At 63.6% G+C, this 14,424-nt stretch carries 8 protein-coding genes; 3 read left to right on the top strand and 5 right to left on the bottom strand.

Annotated elements, in window-relative coordinates:
* Positions 1–86 precede the first annotated feature (86 nt).
* Together GTP44_RS15800 and GTP44_RS15795 are read right to left on the bottom strand one after the other, a co-directional pair.
* A complete protein-coding gene (locus GTP44_RS15800) occupies positions 87–1,097 on the bottom strand; it encodes an RpnC/YadD family protein (RefSeq protein ID WP_161020185.1) in 1,011 nt (336 codons plus the stop codon).
* A 52-nt stretch (positions 1,098–1,149) separates the two neighbouring features.
* On the bottom strand, positions 1,150–4,101 hold the full coding sequence (locus GTP44_RS15795; RefSeq protein WP_161020184.1) for a TonB-dependent receptor: 2,952 nt from the start codon (positions 4,099–4,101) through the stop codon (positions 1,150–1,152).
* Positions 4,102–4,365: 264 nt separating this feature from the next.
* Here GTP44_RS15795 and GTP44_RS15790 point away from each other — a divergent pair, with 264 nt between their 5' ends.
* The gene (locus GTP44_RS15790) at positions 4,366–5,778 is read left to right on the top strand and encodes a glycoside hydrolase family 88/105 protein (protein ID WP_371867232.1); all 1,413 of its coding nucleotides are present in this window, start codon (positions 4,366–4,368) and stop codon (positions 5,776–5,778) included.
* Here GTP44_RS15790 and GTP44_RS15785 read toward each other — a convergent pair.
* Positions 5,763–6,959 (bottom strand): glycoside hydrolase family 88/105 protein, encoded by a 1,197-nt coding sequence (locus tag GTP44_RS15785; RefSeq protein WP_161020183.1) that lies wholly within the window; start codon positions 6,957–6,959, stop codon positions 5,763–5,765. The two genes, GTP44_RS15790 and GTP44_RS15785, sit on opposite strands and share 16 nt — an antisense overlap.
* Positions 6,956–9,694: a glycosyl hydrolase gene (locus tag GTP44_RS15780; RefSeq protein ID WP_161020182.1), complete on the bottom strand. Its 2,739-nt coding sequence runs from the start codon at positions 9,692–9,694 to the stop codon at positions 6,956–6,958. Before GTP44_RS15780 ends, GTP44_RS15785 begins: the two co-directional genes overlap by 4 nt.
* A gap of 335 nt (positions 9,695–10,029) precedes the next feature.
* On the opposite strand from GTP44_RS15780, the gene GTP44_RS15775 reads away from it, so the two are divergent.
* Positions 10,030–11,691 (top strand): sodium:solute symporter family transporter, encoded by a 1,662-nt coding sequence (locus tag GTP44_RS15775; RefSeq protein WP_229256933.1) that lies wholly within the window; start codon positions 10,030–10,032, stop codon positions 11,689–11,691.
* An 86-nt stretch (positions 11,692–11,777) separates the two neighbouring features.
* Entirely contained in the window at positions 11,778–13,067 is a 1,290-nt protein-coding gene (locus GTP44_RS15770; RefSeq protein ID WP_161020181.1) for a glycoside hydrolase family 28 protein, read from the top strand.
* A 43-nt stretch (positions 13,068–13,110) separates the two neighbouring features.
* On the opposite strand, the gene rhaI is transcribed toward GTP44_RS15770, so the two are convergent.
* A complete protein-coding gene (rhaI, locus tag GTP44_RS15765) occupies positions 13,111–14,406 on the bottom strand; it encodes an L-rhamnose catabolism isomerase (protein ID WP_160989933.1) in 1,296 nt (431 codons plus the stop codon).
* Positions 14,407–14,424 lie beyond the last annotated feature (18 nt).

Below are 14,424 nucleotides of genomic sequence, written 5' to 3'. Positions count from 1 at the left end.
GATTGGAAGATGCCACAGCGGACTTGGAAGCTGGCGGCCAATCAATTTGCCATCATGTTTGGCGAACGCTTCACGAACGCGATTAACTAAAAACCGGCCCCGCACACACAGAATTTCTTACACGTCCTGCTGGCCTTCGCCAGCTTGACGCGCGTCGTGTTCGACAGCGGCCCGAACCGCCTCGTCAGCTGCCGTTCCAGCACTGCCACCACACCATCCCTGCGGCCTTGCCCCAGTCCTTGCTCCAGCCCCTGCTCCAGACCTTGCTCCAATCCTTTCTGCACGCCTTCTTGCAGGCCTTCTTTGCGGCCCTTTTTCAGTCCTTTTTCCCATCCCTTGTCCATGAACGACTGTTCTAACGGGCTGATCCATTCCATGTTCCGCTCCTTCTCCAGCTTCAGGATGGCTTGCCAGTAGCGTTGCTGATACGGCTCCGGCAAGGCCATCATCCAGTTGATTACCTTGAACAGCACAATTATGCGCGCCTTGCTCCAACGATGTTGATACAGTAGTTTTGTAAGTTGCCACTTGGCGGCGTACAAGCGATCCGCGTCATGGCCGGCCTGCTGCGTGCGCAGATGCGCCAACGTGACTAGCGCAAAAGGATTGTGCGAGGCCATCAACTCATCCGTCCGGTCTGTATAGTCCAGCAGCTTGGCATGGGCAAAGTGAAATGTGGTGGCCGTTCCCAACGTCTGGCGATGATAAGCATCCGGACGCCAATCGGGCTTGTCATCGGCCAGCAGGACCAGGCTCGCCACCGGCTGAGCATATTCCTTTTCAATCCGGTAGTTGTAATCGAACACGCGCCGCGCGAAGCCGGCTTCATACTGGGCCTGGACTTCGATATGGATCAGCACCCATTGCACGCTGCCGTCGCGCAGGTGGACTTCGACCAGCTTGTCGGCAATCAGGCCGTCGGGCGTACCGCCCAGGCTGATGCCGGCCAGTTCCTTGTCGCGGAAGCGCGGCCGTTTGAACCAGTCGATCGCGGCGCCGAGTTCGGCGAAGTAGAAGCGCATGAACGCGCGGAAAGCATGCGTCAGCGCGGCTTTCCAAGGCGAGTCGTAACGGGCGGATGGCGCGGTGGATGGCATCCGCTCAGTCTACGGCCTGGCTTGCCCAGGCCGTATGAGGAACGACAAAACTTCAGAACTTATAGTTCAGCCCCAGCACGAAGGTCCGGCCCGAGTGCACGTACAGCAGCGTGTCGTTGCGCTGGGTGTCGCGGCCATAGCGCAACGGCGTGTCGCGCAGATTCTGCCCCTCCAGGCTGACCCGCAACTGCGGCGTGACGTTGTACGACAGGCTCATGTCCACATTGGTCGAACCATCGACAGTGGTGTAGTCCGCCCCGTTCACATCCCCCAGCACCGCCAGAATGTAGGACGAACGATAAGCCGCCGACACGCGCGCGCTGAACTTCTGATCCTCATAGTACAGCGTGAGGTTGCGCGTATTCGGCGACAAGCCGGTAAAGTTGGCCACCTGCGTCAGCTGCTCGTTGGCCGGCGTGGTCGGATTGTCCACCCGCGTGATGTAGGTGATCTTCGACTTCACATGCGTGGCGTTGGCCAGCACGCCGAAGTTGTTCCACGGCGCTGGCAGGAAGCTGAACGGCGCCTGCAAATTGAACTCCAGGCCGTTCAGCGGACCGCCAGCCGTGTTGACCTTGCGGCTCACCACCACTTCGGTGCTCGGCAGCGTCGGGCAGACCGGCGTGGCGCCAGTGATCGAGCAGCCGTTGAAGACCAGCAGCTCGTTCGGCAGGCCCAGCGTGTTGTAAGGCACGCGTTCGTTGACGCTCTGGATGAAGGAGCCGATGTCCTTGTGGAAGTAGCCCAGCGACACCATGGCGTTCTTCGCGTAATACCACTCGGCCTGCAGGTCGTAGGTCTTGGCGCGGATCGGGTCCAGCTGCGGATTGCCGATCGAGACCGACTGCGCGATCTGCGACACGGTGGCCGACGGCGCCAGGTCCACATACTCCGGCCGCGACAGCGTCTTGCCCGCCGAGAAGCGCACAAACACATCCTTCGGCAACTGTGCGGTCAGGTTCAACGCCGGCAGCCAGTCGCGGTACTTCTTCACGCCGACGTTCGGCTGCAGCTTGCCGTTGACGTTGATCAGCGCCGACGAGGTGGCGGTGGTATCGGCGCCGCGCACGCCGACGTTGCCGCGCCAGCCGATGCCCAGCGCGTCGTAGTTGAAGTCGAGCATGCCGTAGGCGGCATCGATCTTCTCTTCGACGTTGCGGTTGGTCTGGCCGAGCAGATTGTATTCCGACCCCGGCACCGCCGAGCAATGGCACTCGATGTTGTAGACGGACAGGAATTTATCCAGATCCACCGCCGCCCACGACGAGGGCACGCCCGTGCCACCAAGTCCGCTGCCAAAGCCGGTGATCTGGCGCGAAATGCTGGCCATGGTGACGCCCGACGGCAGCGTCAGCCCGTTGGCGCCCGAACCCACCTCGTAATTGCTCCAGGTGTTCTTGCGCTTGGACAGGCCGACCCGTGTGGTCAGATGGTCGTTGACCTCCCAGCTCAGGTTGGCCGCATGGGTCTGCAACTTGTTGGTGGTGTCCAGGTAGCGGCCAACGAACTGGCCGTGCACCGTGCCGTCCGTCTCCTGCGGGCCGAAGCTGAAGCTGTTCGGATTGGTGATGTCGATGCCGAAGTTCAGCGCCGGCACGTTGCGGTTGTTGCGGAAGTCCCAGGAGAAGCCGTTGGCGTTCGGCGAGTCGAACTGCACCGTCGCGCGCATCGGCTCGTTCAGGTTGCTGTTGGAACTGCCGGTCATGAAGTCCAGCTTGACGGTGTCGCTGAACTTGTGGCTGCCCGACAGCACATGCTGGCGGAACTTGGTGGTGTAGACGTCCACCAGGCCCTCGGTGCGCACGTCGACACCGTTGAACTTGCCGTAATCCCAGCTGCCGTTGCCGTCGAAATGGCTATCGACGATGGAGGTCTGCGGCTTGCCGTTGGCCGCGCCCAGCGTGCGGCCGAAGGAGATGGCCGAGATGTAGTTGTCATAGCGCGTGTTGGCGAACTTGCCGTACATGAAGTCCAGATTGAACTCCGTCTCGTTGTTCGGCCGCCATTGGTAGGAGTTGGTGATGCCGGTGCGCTCATAGTCGGTCTGCGAGCGGCGATAGCGCGGAATGCGCGGCGCGAAGGCGCCCGAGCCGGCCGCCGGGCTGGCCACCGTGCCGCCATAGTTGTCCAGTCGCGACATCACATCGTTGTAGGCGCTGGGCACCGAGGTGCGCGGCAGATTGAAGCCGCAATTGGCGGCGTTGATGCCTTTGACCGCGTTGTTGCCCGGATTCTGCACCGCGGCGCCCACCGGCGAGCAAAAGCCGCCGTCGGCACTGGCGCTGAGCAGCTCGACCGCCTCATAGCCCTCCTCGGTGGCGCGGCGCTTGGCGAAGGCGCCGGAAATCAACGCGCCGAACTTGCCGTAGTCGGTGTTCCAGCGGTCCGAGATCAGGCCGGTCACGCGCGGCTGGGTTTTCTCGGTCAGCGTGTTGCGGAATTCCTGCACGCCCAGGCTGATGGTGCGGTCCTTGAAGTCGAACGGCCGCGCGGTGCGCAGATCGACGGTGGCGCCCAGCGAGCCCTCCTCCACCGAGGCCTCCGACGTCTTGCGCACTTCCAGGCTGTTGAACAGCTCGGAGGCGAACACCGAGAAATCGAAGCCGCGGCCACGGTTGGTGCTGCCGTTGATGTCGGAAGCGCCGGTCGCCGCCACGCCCTCGATGCCGTTGATGCGCACGCGGGTAAAGCCGGCGTTCAGGCCGCGCACGGTGATCTGCTTGCCTTCGCCGCCGTCGCCGCGCGCCAGTGCCACGCCGGGCACGCGCTGCAGCGATTCGGCCAGATTGGCGTCGGGGAATTTGGCGATGTCCTCGGCCTTGATGACGTCGACAATGCCATCGGAATTCTTCTTGGTGTTCAGCGCGCTGTTCAAGCTGGCGCGAAAACCGGTCACCACCACCACCGTTTGATTGTCCTCCGCCGGCGGCGCGACCTGCTGCGCGTGTGCTGACAGCGACGCCAGCATGGCGACCACGCCGATATGGATCAATGTCGGCTGCATTCCTCTCTTTTTACTGATGTGCATACGAGTCTCCGGTTATTTTTATCCGAGCTTGGTGCTCACCGGCCATGTTACGTAGCAAACGCCGCACGGTAGACTGAGGTTGTGGCGGCCTTGCCTCGCTTTTAAGAAATACTCAACGAGTTGATCACAGGGCCGTCCGGCTTCAATCAACAATAAGATTATTCGATCATTTCCGGTGCAAATTTCTGCCTGTATCGGTTAGTGTGACGTGATCAATACCTATAGTGGAGACCGCAACAAGTGAATACCAAACATCTGCTGATGGCCGCCGTCATCGCCGCCGCCCTGCCCCTGTCCGGCCACGTGCTGGCCCAGCACGCGCCGCCGGCGCAGGAAAAAGGCCCCAACACAGCGGACGCCATGCTGCACGCACTGACCGTCACCTACCCCAATCCCTACCGCGCCATGGACGCGGCCGACGTCAAGGCGGTGCTGGACCGCGTGTTCGGCTATCTGGACGCCGTCACCCCCGCCGAACTGATCAACAAGGACAGCCACGCCCCCATCGCCAAACTGGACAAACCCGATCCGGACGCGGTGCTGAAGCCAGGCGACTTCCGCCTGACCAGCTATGAATGGGGCGTGACCTACGCCGGCATGCTGGCCGCCGGCAGCGCCACCGGCGACCAGCGCTACACCGACTACACCGTCAAGCGTCACCAACTGATGGCCGACCTGACCCGGCTCTACCTGCCGGTGGTGCAGGCCGACAAGGCCAACGCCCATGCGCCGATCAAAAGCTTCCTCAACCCGCACGCGCTGGACGACGCCGGCGCCTTGTGCATGAGCTTTCTGAAGGCGCAGCAAGCCGGCATCAAGGTCGATTACAGCCAACTGGTACCGATCTGCGGCACCTTCGTCACCGAGAAGGAATATCGCCTGAAGGACGGCACGCTGGCGCGCGGCGGTCCGGGCGCCGATGGCCAGCCGAAAATGCGGCCGCTGGCCAACACGCTGTGGCTGGACGACATGTTCATGGGCGTGCCGACCATTGCGCTGATGGGCAAGCGCACTGGCGACGCCAAATACTATGACGACGCGGCCCGCCAGGTGCTGCAATTCTCCCGCCGCATGTTCAACCCGCGGTTGGGCATTTATATGCACGGCTACGTCGAAGGCATGCGCGACCATCCCGAGCTGCACTGGGCGCGCGCCAACGGCTGGGCGCTGATGGCGATGGTGGAAGTGCTGGACGTGCTGCCGAAGAATCACAAGCAGTACAAGGCGGTGGAAGCGCAGTTCCGCGCGCACGCCAACGGCCTGGCCAGGTATCAGCACAAGGACGGCCTGTGGCACCAGTTGATCGACCGCCCGGACTCCTACCTGGAAACCTCGGCCAGCGCCATCTACACCTACGCGATCGCGCGCGGCGTCAACCGCGGCTATCTGGACAAGGAGATGTTCGGCCCGATGGCCAACCTGGCCTGGAACGCGGTGGCCGCCAAGGTCAACGCCAAGGGTGAGGTGGAAGGCACGTGCGTCGGCACCGGCATGGCGTTCGACCCGGCGTTCTACTACTATCGCCCGGTCAGCACCAAGGCCGCCCATGGATACGGCCCGGTGCTGCTGGCGGGCGCCGAGATCATCGAGATGAACCGCAAGTTCAAGTTCGGCCTGAACGACAGCGGTTTGATGTATCAGGGAGCGCGCTGACGGCTGGCGAGTTTCTTCAGTTCGGCGGCGGCCAGCAGGAAGCCGCCGACACCGTAGTTGTAGCTGGACGCCGGACGGTAAAACGCCGGTTCGGCGCCGGTCTGCTGAATGCCGCCCAGGCGGCCGTCGGCGTAGATATTGGTCAGCAGCCCGGCCCACGCACGCGCGATCACCGGGCGATACGTGCCGGCGTCCAGATAGCCCTGATTGACGCCATAGGCCATGCCGTAGACGAACAGCGCCGCGCCGGAGGTTTCCGGCAGCGGATAGCTGGTCGGGTCCAGCAGGCCGGCGTGCCATTGACCATCCGGCCCCTGGAGCTGGGCGATGCGGGCCGACATCTGCCGCAGTTGTTCGATATAGAACGGGCGCTGCGGATCATCGACCGGGATGTACGCCAGCGTACGCGCCAGGCCGCCCATTACCCAACCCTCGCCGCGCGACCAGAAAACCTTCTGTCCATTGGCTTCGCGCTTGCTCTTGTAGCTGGCATCGCGGGCGTACAGGTGTTCGTCCTTGTCATACAGCAGATCATAGGTCCGACGCCACTGCGTGTGAACATAGTCCAGGTATCTGCGCTCGCCGGTGGCCTGGTACATCTTCGCCCAGACCGGCGGCGCCATGAACAGCGCGTCGCACCACCACCAGGGCAGCCGGTCATCGCCGGGGCGCAGTGTTTTCAGGTCGATCAGCGTGTCCAGCTGCGCCCTGGTGTGAGCGATGCGCTCCGCTGACGGCTGCTCGAAATACAGCTCCAGATAGGTCTGGGCGACGGCCAGATCGTCGGCGTTCGGATAGGGCGTGCGCAGTTTCCACTCGAAGCCATTGGCCATGGCCAGCATGGCGTCGCGGTATTTCGGATCACCGGTCGATTCGGCGACGGCCATGAAGCCGCTGAACAGCACCGCCGAAGTCCAGATCTTGTCCAGATGGCGCATGGTGCGCTCCAGCTGCCAGTCGGCCACCTTGCGCATCGCCTTGTCGATGGCGGCGGGACTCAGCTCCGGCGACAGGTCGGTCGCGCGCGGGCCGGCGTCGGCGGGCGCGTCGCCGAAGAAACGGGTCGAGTCCTTGTCGATGATGGCTTGCATCTCCGGCGTCGGCAGCGGGTAGTTTTGCTGCGCGTTTGCGTGGGATGCACAGGCCAGCGTCAGCGCCAGCCACAGGGTCTTTTTGTTCATTGCAGGGTCTCCGAAAGCAGCCGTACCTGGCCCAGCATGCCCGATGGCCGGGGGCTGATCAGGTGCGTATCTTGTGGCACGAAACGTTGGCCGTAACGCGCCCACAGCAGGCGATAGTCGGGACGCTCCTGGCCCGCCAACAGGTTGAGCGACAGGTTGGCCACCTGCACCTCGATGCGGTTGTCGCCGGACTTGAGCAGCTTGCCGACATCAACCCTATACGGCGGGTGCCAGACGGCGCCGGCACGCTGGCCGTTGACGTAGACCACGGCGGCTTCGCGGATCGGGCTGTCCAGCATGGCGCGCATGCCGGCGGGGACCTTGGGGCTGCTCTCCAGCGGCGTCCCCAGGCCGAAATCGAGCGTCAGGCGCTGCGCTTGCAGTTGCGCCGCGTCCAGCTTGACCGTCTTGCTGTAAATGCCGATGCCGGAGTAGTAGCGTGTGGCCGGATCGTCGGTCCAGGAAGTAAGGCGCGTCAGCATGCGCGGTTGCGCCAGTGCGCCGCCGGCGCCGGGGAAGCGCAGTTGCCAGTCGCCGCCCAGATCCGCCACGGTGGCGATGCGCGATGCGACGGGTGCGGGCGCCGCACTCGCGCTATCCGACAGCACCAGCACGCGCGACTCATATGGCGCCAGGGTCAATTCCAGCGATGGCCGCACCGTGGCCGGCGTGACCGAGCCGTCGTGCGGGTTCCACCAGGCCGCCGAGGCACGCCGCGCGGCGATCCTTGCGCTGGTTCGCACCTCGCGGTTGCTGGTGTTGGCAATGAAGTAGATGTCGCCATCGGCCAGCTTGCGGCGGATAAAACCGATCGACGCGGCCTGCGACGCCACCGCGAAATCCGGCGCGATCGCCTTGCCGACCGCCGCGCCTAGCGCCCCCTCCTCCGCCACCACCGACACGCCGGGCAGCGCGAACAACTGATCGCTCAACTGGCGCACCCGCTTTGTCTGCGCCGCCGCATCCAGATAGCCCGGCGCCAGCGACGGCTTGCCGCCGACCGCGATCAATTTGTCACCGCCGCGCACATGCTTAATCAGCCGCTCCAGCGTCTCGACCGACATGCGCGTGGCATGCGGCACCACGATCAGCGGATAGCGCTTGCCGCTGTCGCGTAGCGCCTCGTCGTCGAGGAAGTCGAGATTGTGGCCGGCATCGAGAATCTGCTCCATCACCACTGGCGTCACATGTCGATGCATCTCGGCCGACAGCGAAACCTTGGCCGGTTTGGATTCGGCATACACATCATTATTCGGCAGCAGCAGCGCGACGTCGTTGGCCGGCTCGCCCTGTCGCAGCAGATAGCTGGTGCGCTGCAGATACGCATTCACATCCGGCATCACGCTCCACCAGGGCTGGTGATTGTTGAAGACCGCCGCCGCATAGAACGCGTATCCCGGCTCCTGCGCACCCGGTGGCGTGTACGGCCAGCCATGGCCAACGAACAGGTTCACGCCCTGCAGCAGCATGCGGTCAGCCTCCACCTTCATGTCCAGCGGCGTGGCGGCGAAGGCCGGGGAATTCAGCCAGGTCCAGGTTTCGGCCGAGATCACGTTGCGGCCATAAAGATGGCCGGCCGACGTGGCCAGCCGGGTGAAGGAAAACTCGCGGAACTGCGGGCCCTCACCCTCCGGCAACGCCACCAGCCGATTGCTGGACAAGGACACCGCCGGCTCGCCATACGTCTGCGAACGGAAACGCGTGCGATGCTGTTTCGCCCAAGCGTCAACCGGCGTCAGATAACGTTCGTTGACCAGCTCCGTCTGCGTCAGCGCCCAATCGCGCCGAAGCGCGCCGGCATCCGGCCCCTGGCCGCCATAGACCAGCGGCAGATGCGGCGTCAGGTCATAGCCGCGACGACGCTGGAACTCGGCCAGGAAATCGTCGGTCCAGTCGGTGCCGTACACCTCCAGACTATCCGAGAACACCGCATACGGCGGCTGGTCGCCAAACGCCTTGAGCAGCGGCTCGGCCACCTGCCGCAAATGATGATCGATCGCCGTGCGGCTCAAATGGTCCAGCACAAAGCCCTCCGCCCCAACGGCGGCGCGCTTGACCTGCTGCCCGGTGCGGCTGGCAATGTAAAACACCACGACCCGCTCATCCGCCGCTGGCGGCACCTGGGCGCGCCCATTGGCCAACACCGGCGCGATCATCGCCAGCCGGGTGGCGTCAAACTGCTTGGCGTCACCGGCGCCGGCAAACGTCGCCACCAGTTTCTCGCCGCTGCCGATCGGCGGCAGCGCCACCGAGTCCGCGCCGGCCGGCAGCGTGACCGGCGCCACGCGCAGGCGCGACGCCGCCTCCGTCACCGGCACATGCGGCCCGCCGTAAGGCCAGCCGCTGGCCAGCGTCATATCGACCCGAAGATTATTCTCATGCGCCTTCTGGTTGACGAAGCTGACCGCATCAAGAAAATCCGCCGACAGATAAGGCAGATTGCGGATGCCGCGCGCAGGATCGTCCAGCTCCATCGGATACACCGGCTGAATCTCGAAGCCGCCAAAGCCCCCCTGCTTCATGGCCAGCATTTCGCGTTCCAGCTGCGGCTTGACCACGGCCGGACCAAACCACCACCAGCGCACCATCGGCCGCGCCTCGTCCGGCGGCGCCGCCAGATAACGCTGCACCTCGGCCACGGTGGAAAAACGGAAGGCGCTGTCGTCGCCGCCGGGCGGCTCCGCATGGGCGCACGCCACCGCGCAAATGAGCAGGCACAGGATACGTTTTTTCATCCCTTCAGTAGAAATCAGCCGACCAACGCATGTCAATCGCGAAAGGACAATAATCAAGCTCGTGATTGCGGTATCATGTCGGCAAATAACATTACGATAACGAGACAAATGCGGTTCCCCCTCACACTTGCGGCTTGCCCGCCGGCGCTGGTCACCCACGCCGAAACCTGCGATTTCCACGACCTACCTGCCGCCATCGCCGGGCCTGGCGGCGCGACGCTTATACGAAATTCGCATGGCTAACGTGAATTTACTTATGCCTATTCGACAAGTTTTCACGCTAGCATTTGCGACATTTGCCCGGCCTTTTCTTTTATTAAGAAGGAACTAATATCTTGAGTCATCTGGATTTGTTTGTATTCTTCGCTTACATCCTGCTCGTGGCCGGCTATGGCCTATGGGTCCATTATCGTAAGCGGCAGGCTGCGGCGTCGCCGTCCCATGCCTACTTCCTGGCCGAAGGTTCGCTGAGCTGGTGGGCGATCGGCGCCTCGCTGATCGCGTCCAACATTTCCGCCGAACAATTCATCGGCATGAGCGGCTCGGGCTTCAAGATGGGCATGGCGATCGCCAGCTATGAGTTCCTGGCGGCGGCCACGCTGATCATCGTGGCGATTTTCTTCATGCCGGTCTACCTGAAGAATCGCATCTACACCATGCCGCAGTTCCTGCGTCAGCGCTACAACAACACGGTGGCGACGGTGATGGCGGTGTTCTGGCTGACGCTGTATATCGTGGTGAACCTGACTTCGATCCTGTACCTCGGCGCGATCGCCATCAGCGGCATCGCCGGCATCGGCATCATGCCGTGCATGGTCGTGCTGGCGGTGTTGGCGATGTTTATCACGCTGGGCGGCATGAAGGTGATTGGCTATACCGACGTGATCCAGGTGGCCTGCTTGGTGGCCGGCGGCCTGGCGACGACCTGGCTGGCGCTGGAGATGGTGGCCGACCTGGACGGCGGCGGCACGGTCATCCATGGCTTCAAGCTGATGACCGAACGCGCGCAGGACCACTTCCACATGGTGCTGCAACCGTCGAACCCGAACTACATCGACTTGCCGGGCCTGACCGTACTGCTGGGCGGCATGTGGATCGTCAATCTGAACTATTGGGGCTGCAACCAGTACATCACCCAGCGCGCGCTGGGCGCCGATCTGGCGACCGCCCGCGCCGGGCTGCTGTTTGCCGGCTTCCTCAAGATGCTGATGCCGCTGATTGTGGTGGTGCCCGGCATCGCCGCGTTCGTGCTGCATCAGTCCGGCGCGCTCGGCACCGCCATGACCGACGCCGGTGGCCTCAATCCCGACCACGCCTATCCGGTGCTGCTGGCGCTGCTGCCGTCGGGCCTGAAAGGCGTCGCGTTCGCCGCGTTGTCGGCGGCGGTGGTCGCCTCGCTGGCCGGCAAAGCCAACAGCATCGCCACCATCTTCACGCTCGACATTTACAAGGAAGTGTTCGCACCGAACGCCAGCGAACAGCGGCTGGTGTGGATGGGACGGGTCACCGTGGTGGTCTCGCTGCTGCTGGCGGTGGTGATCGCACCGTTCCTCGGCATCGACAAGAAAGGCGGTTTCCAGTACATCCAGGAGTACACCGGCTTTGTGTCGCCGGGCATCTTCGCCATGTTCCTGCTGGGCTTCTTCTGGAAACGCACAACGGCGGCGGCGGCGATGTTCGCCACCATTGGCGGCTTCATCTGCTCGTTGATCTTCAAGTTCCTGCCGGACTGGGTCAACCTGTCGTTTCTGGCCGGCTCCGGTTTCGCCGTGCCCAACGCGGCGGGTGTGTATGAGATTCCGTTCCTTGATCGCATGGGCTTTGTGTTCCTGATCTGCGTCGTCGGCATGATTCTGCTCAGCCTGGCGAAGCCGCTGGACAAATCCGCCAAGCCGCTGGAATTCGAGCTCGCCATGTTCCGTGTCGATCGCCGCTTCGCCTTCGGCAGCGCGGTGGTGCTGGCCTTGCTGGTGGTGGTGTACACGGTCTGGTGGTAATTACTCACGGGATTGATTGCTACCCGCTTGCGCGGCGGGTCGCATCAGGCTCATCATGACCGCTGATTTATTTATCAGGGGACCCCATGTCAGCCGATGCCACTCGCCGCCGTTTCACCCGGGCCTTGCTGGCCTCCTCGCTCGCCATCGCGGTGGGCAAGGTCGCCGCGCAAGGCGCCGTCCGCAAACCGATCACTGAATCCGGCGCCGTCGCCGATGGCAAGACGGTCAATACCGCCGCCATTCAGGCGACGATCGACCAGTTGGCCGCGCAAGGCGGCGGCACGGTGGTGGTGCCGGCTGGCAGGTTCGTCAGCGGCGCGCTGTTCCTCAAGCCGCGCGTACACCTGCACTTCGAGCCCGGCGCGGTACTGGAATGCTCGACCGACATGCGCAACTTCCCCGGTCGCCGCACCCGCATCGAAGGCCACTTCGAGGACAACTTCACGCCCGCGCTGATCAACGCCAAGGGTTGCGACGGCCTGCGCATCACCGGCGAAGGCACGCTGGACGGCGCCGGCAGGCCGGTCTGGGACCGGTTCTGGCAACTGCGCAACGCCGCCAAAGATCCGCATAACTTCCCCAACCTCGGCCTGCCGCGCGCGCGCCTGGCGCTACTCGAAGAATCGCGCGATGTGCTGGTGGAGGGAGTGACGTTCAAGGATGCACAGTTCTGGAACCTGCATATCTACAACTGTCAGGATGTCACGGTGCGCAAGGCGCGCTTCCTGGTGCCGGACGATTACCCGCAGGCGCCGAGCACCGATGGCATCGATCTGGACAGCTGCCAGCGCGTCACCGTCGAAGGCTGTTACTTCTCCGTCACCGACGACTGCATCGCCGCCAAGGGCTCGAAAGGTCCGCTCGCGCTGGAAGACCGCAGCAGCCCGCCGGTGGAGCATATCCGCGTACGCAACTGCGTGTTCAAGCGCGGCCACAGCGTGCTGACGCTGGGCAGCGAGGCCACCATTGTGCGCGACGTGCTGATCGAGGATTGCGAGGTGGGCGATGTGCGCGTTGCGCACCTGAAGCTACGCTCGGACACGCCGCAGCATTACGAGGATATCCACTACCGCAACATCAGGCTGGCTGGCAAGAGCGCGTCCATTGTGGACATCATTCCGTGGTCGCAGTACACCAATCTGCTTGGTAACAAGCCGCCGCAATCGACCGTGCGCAACATCAGCTTCACGGGTTTCAGCGGCACGGCCGGGACGTTGGGGAATATCGCGCCGAATCCGGGGCAGACCACGATCAGCGATATTTTGTTGAAGGACTTCGATGTTCGCCTGGGCGACGGTGAGTTGCACGCCACCGGTGTGAGCAACCTCAGGCTAGAGAACGTCACCGTCAACGGCAAGCCATACACCGCCTGAACCCGTCATTACCGCGAAAGCGGGAATGACGGAGTACGGTCTCTTACACGATACCGCTGCTGCTGGCGCCGGCCTTGGCCGGACGAGCCACCGCCACCTGCTCGCGATAACCGGCGCTGCGATACGCCGCCACCGGATCGATCGCGCCGCCGATGCGCAGACGGGCCATCGCCAGAATCGGGCTGACATCGGTGCGGAACGCCTTCTTCAGCGTCTGCGCCGCGTTCAGCACATCGTTCGATTCCTGGAAACCGCGCAGCGCCTCACGATCCACCAGCGCCGCCTGCACGAAGGCGCGCTGCACTTCCACCGCGCTGCTCATCAGGCTTTCGATCGGATCGGTGACGTTGTGCGACTGGTCCAGCATGTTGGCGGTCTTGAACGACGCGCCTTCCCGCTGGGCGGCGTCGGCCAGCTCGTTAAACACCAGGAACAGCTGGAACGGGTTGATCGAGCCGGAATCCAGATCGTCGTCGCCGTACTTGCTGTCGTTGAAGTGGAAGCCGCCCAGCTTGCCGAACTGCGCCAGGCGCGCCACGATCATCTCGATATTGGTGTTGGGCGCATGGTGACCCAGATCGACCAGGCATTTAGCCTTCGGCCCCAGCTCCTGCGCACACGCAAAGCTGGTGCCCCAGTCGGCGATCGTGGTGGCGTAGAACGCCGGCTCGAACAACTTGTGCTCGATGTAGACCTGCCAGTCGTCCGGCAAGGCCGCATAGATCGCACGCATGCTGTCCAGATAACGCTCCAGCGAGCCGCGCAGATTGTTCTGGCCGGGGAAGTTGGCGCCGTCACCTATCCACACCGTCAGCCCCTTCGAGCCCAGCGCGCGGCCCAGCTCGATGCATTCGATGTTGTGCGCCACCGCCTGCTCGCGCGCGGCGGCGTTCTGCGCCGTCAGGCTGCCGTACTTGTAGGTGTGCGCCTGTCCAGGCTGATCCTGGAAAGTATTCGAGTTGACCAGATCGAAATACAGGCCGTGACTACGGGCTTTCTCGCGCAGCTCGGCGGTATCGCTGATCTTGTCCCAAGGGAAGTGCAGCGACACGCCCGGCGTGGCGCGGGTCAGCTGGTGGATGACCGCGCAATCATCCAGCTTCTCGAATACATTGCGCGGCTCGCCCTTGCCGGGGAAGCGGGCGAAGCGCGTGCCGCCGGTGCCCGCGCCCCAGCTGGGCAGGGCCACGGCGAATTTCTCCGCCTGCGCGGTCAGCGTTTCGATGTCGACGCCGCGGCGCGACAAGCTGCCCGCCAGCGCCTCGTAGTCGGCGTCCAGGTCGGCTTTCAGCTTGGCGTTATGTTCGGCCACCAGGGCCTGATCAATGAGCGTACCCATGTTTTGTCTCCTCTGTTG

This window comes from Duganella lactea (genome assembly GCF_009857505.1).
Taxonomy (GTDB): domain Bacteria; phylum Pseudomonadota; class Gammaproteobacteria; order Burkholderiales; family Burkholderiaceae_D; genus Rugamonas; species Rugamonas lactea.
The sequence above is the reverse complement of the archived record's forward strand: the minus strand, read 5'-3'. Positions and strand labels throughout refer to the sequence as shown.

Coding starts and splice junctions, on each gene's coding strand:
- GTP44_RS15800 (WP_161020185.1), bottom strand. CDS start 1,097: ATGCCATCCACCGCGCCATCCGCCCGTTACGACTCGCCTTGGAAAGCC.
- GTP44_RS15795 (WP_161020184.1), bottom strand. CDS start 4,101: ATGCAGCCGACATTGATCCATATCGGCGTGGTCGCCATGCTGGCGTCG.
- GTP44_RS15785 (WP_161020183.1), bottom strand. CDS start 6,959: ATGAACAAAAAGACCCTGTGGCTGGCGCTGACGCTGGCCTGTGCATCC.
- GTP44_RS15780 (WP_161020182.1), bottom strand. CDS start 9,694: ATGAAAAAACGTATCCTGTGCCTGCTCATTTGCGCGGTGGCGTGCGCC.
- GTP44_RS15770 (WP_161020181.1), top strand. CDS start 11,778: ATGTCAGCCGATGCCACTCGCCGCCGTTTCACCCGGGCCTTGCTGGCC.
- rhaI (WP_160989933.1), bottom strand. CDS start 14,406: ATGGGTACGCTCATTGATCAGGCCCTGGTGGCCGAACATAACGCCAAG.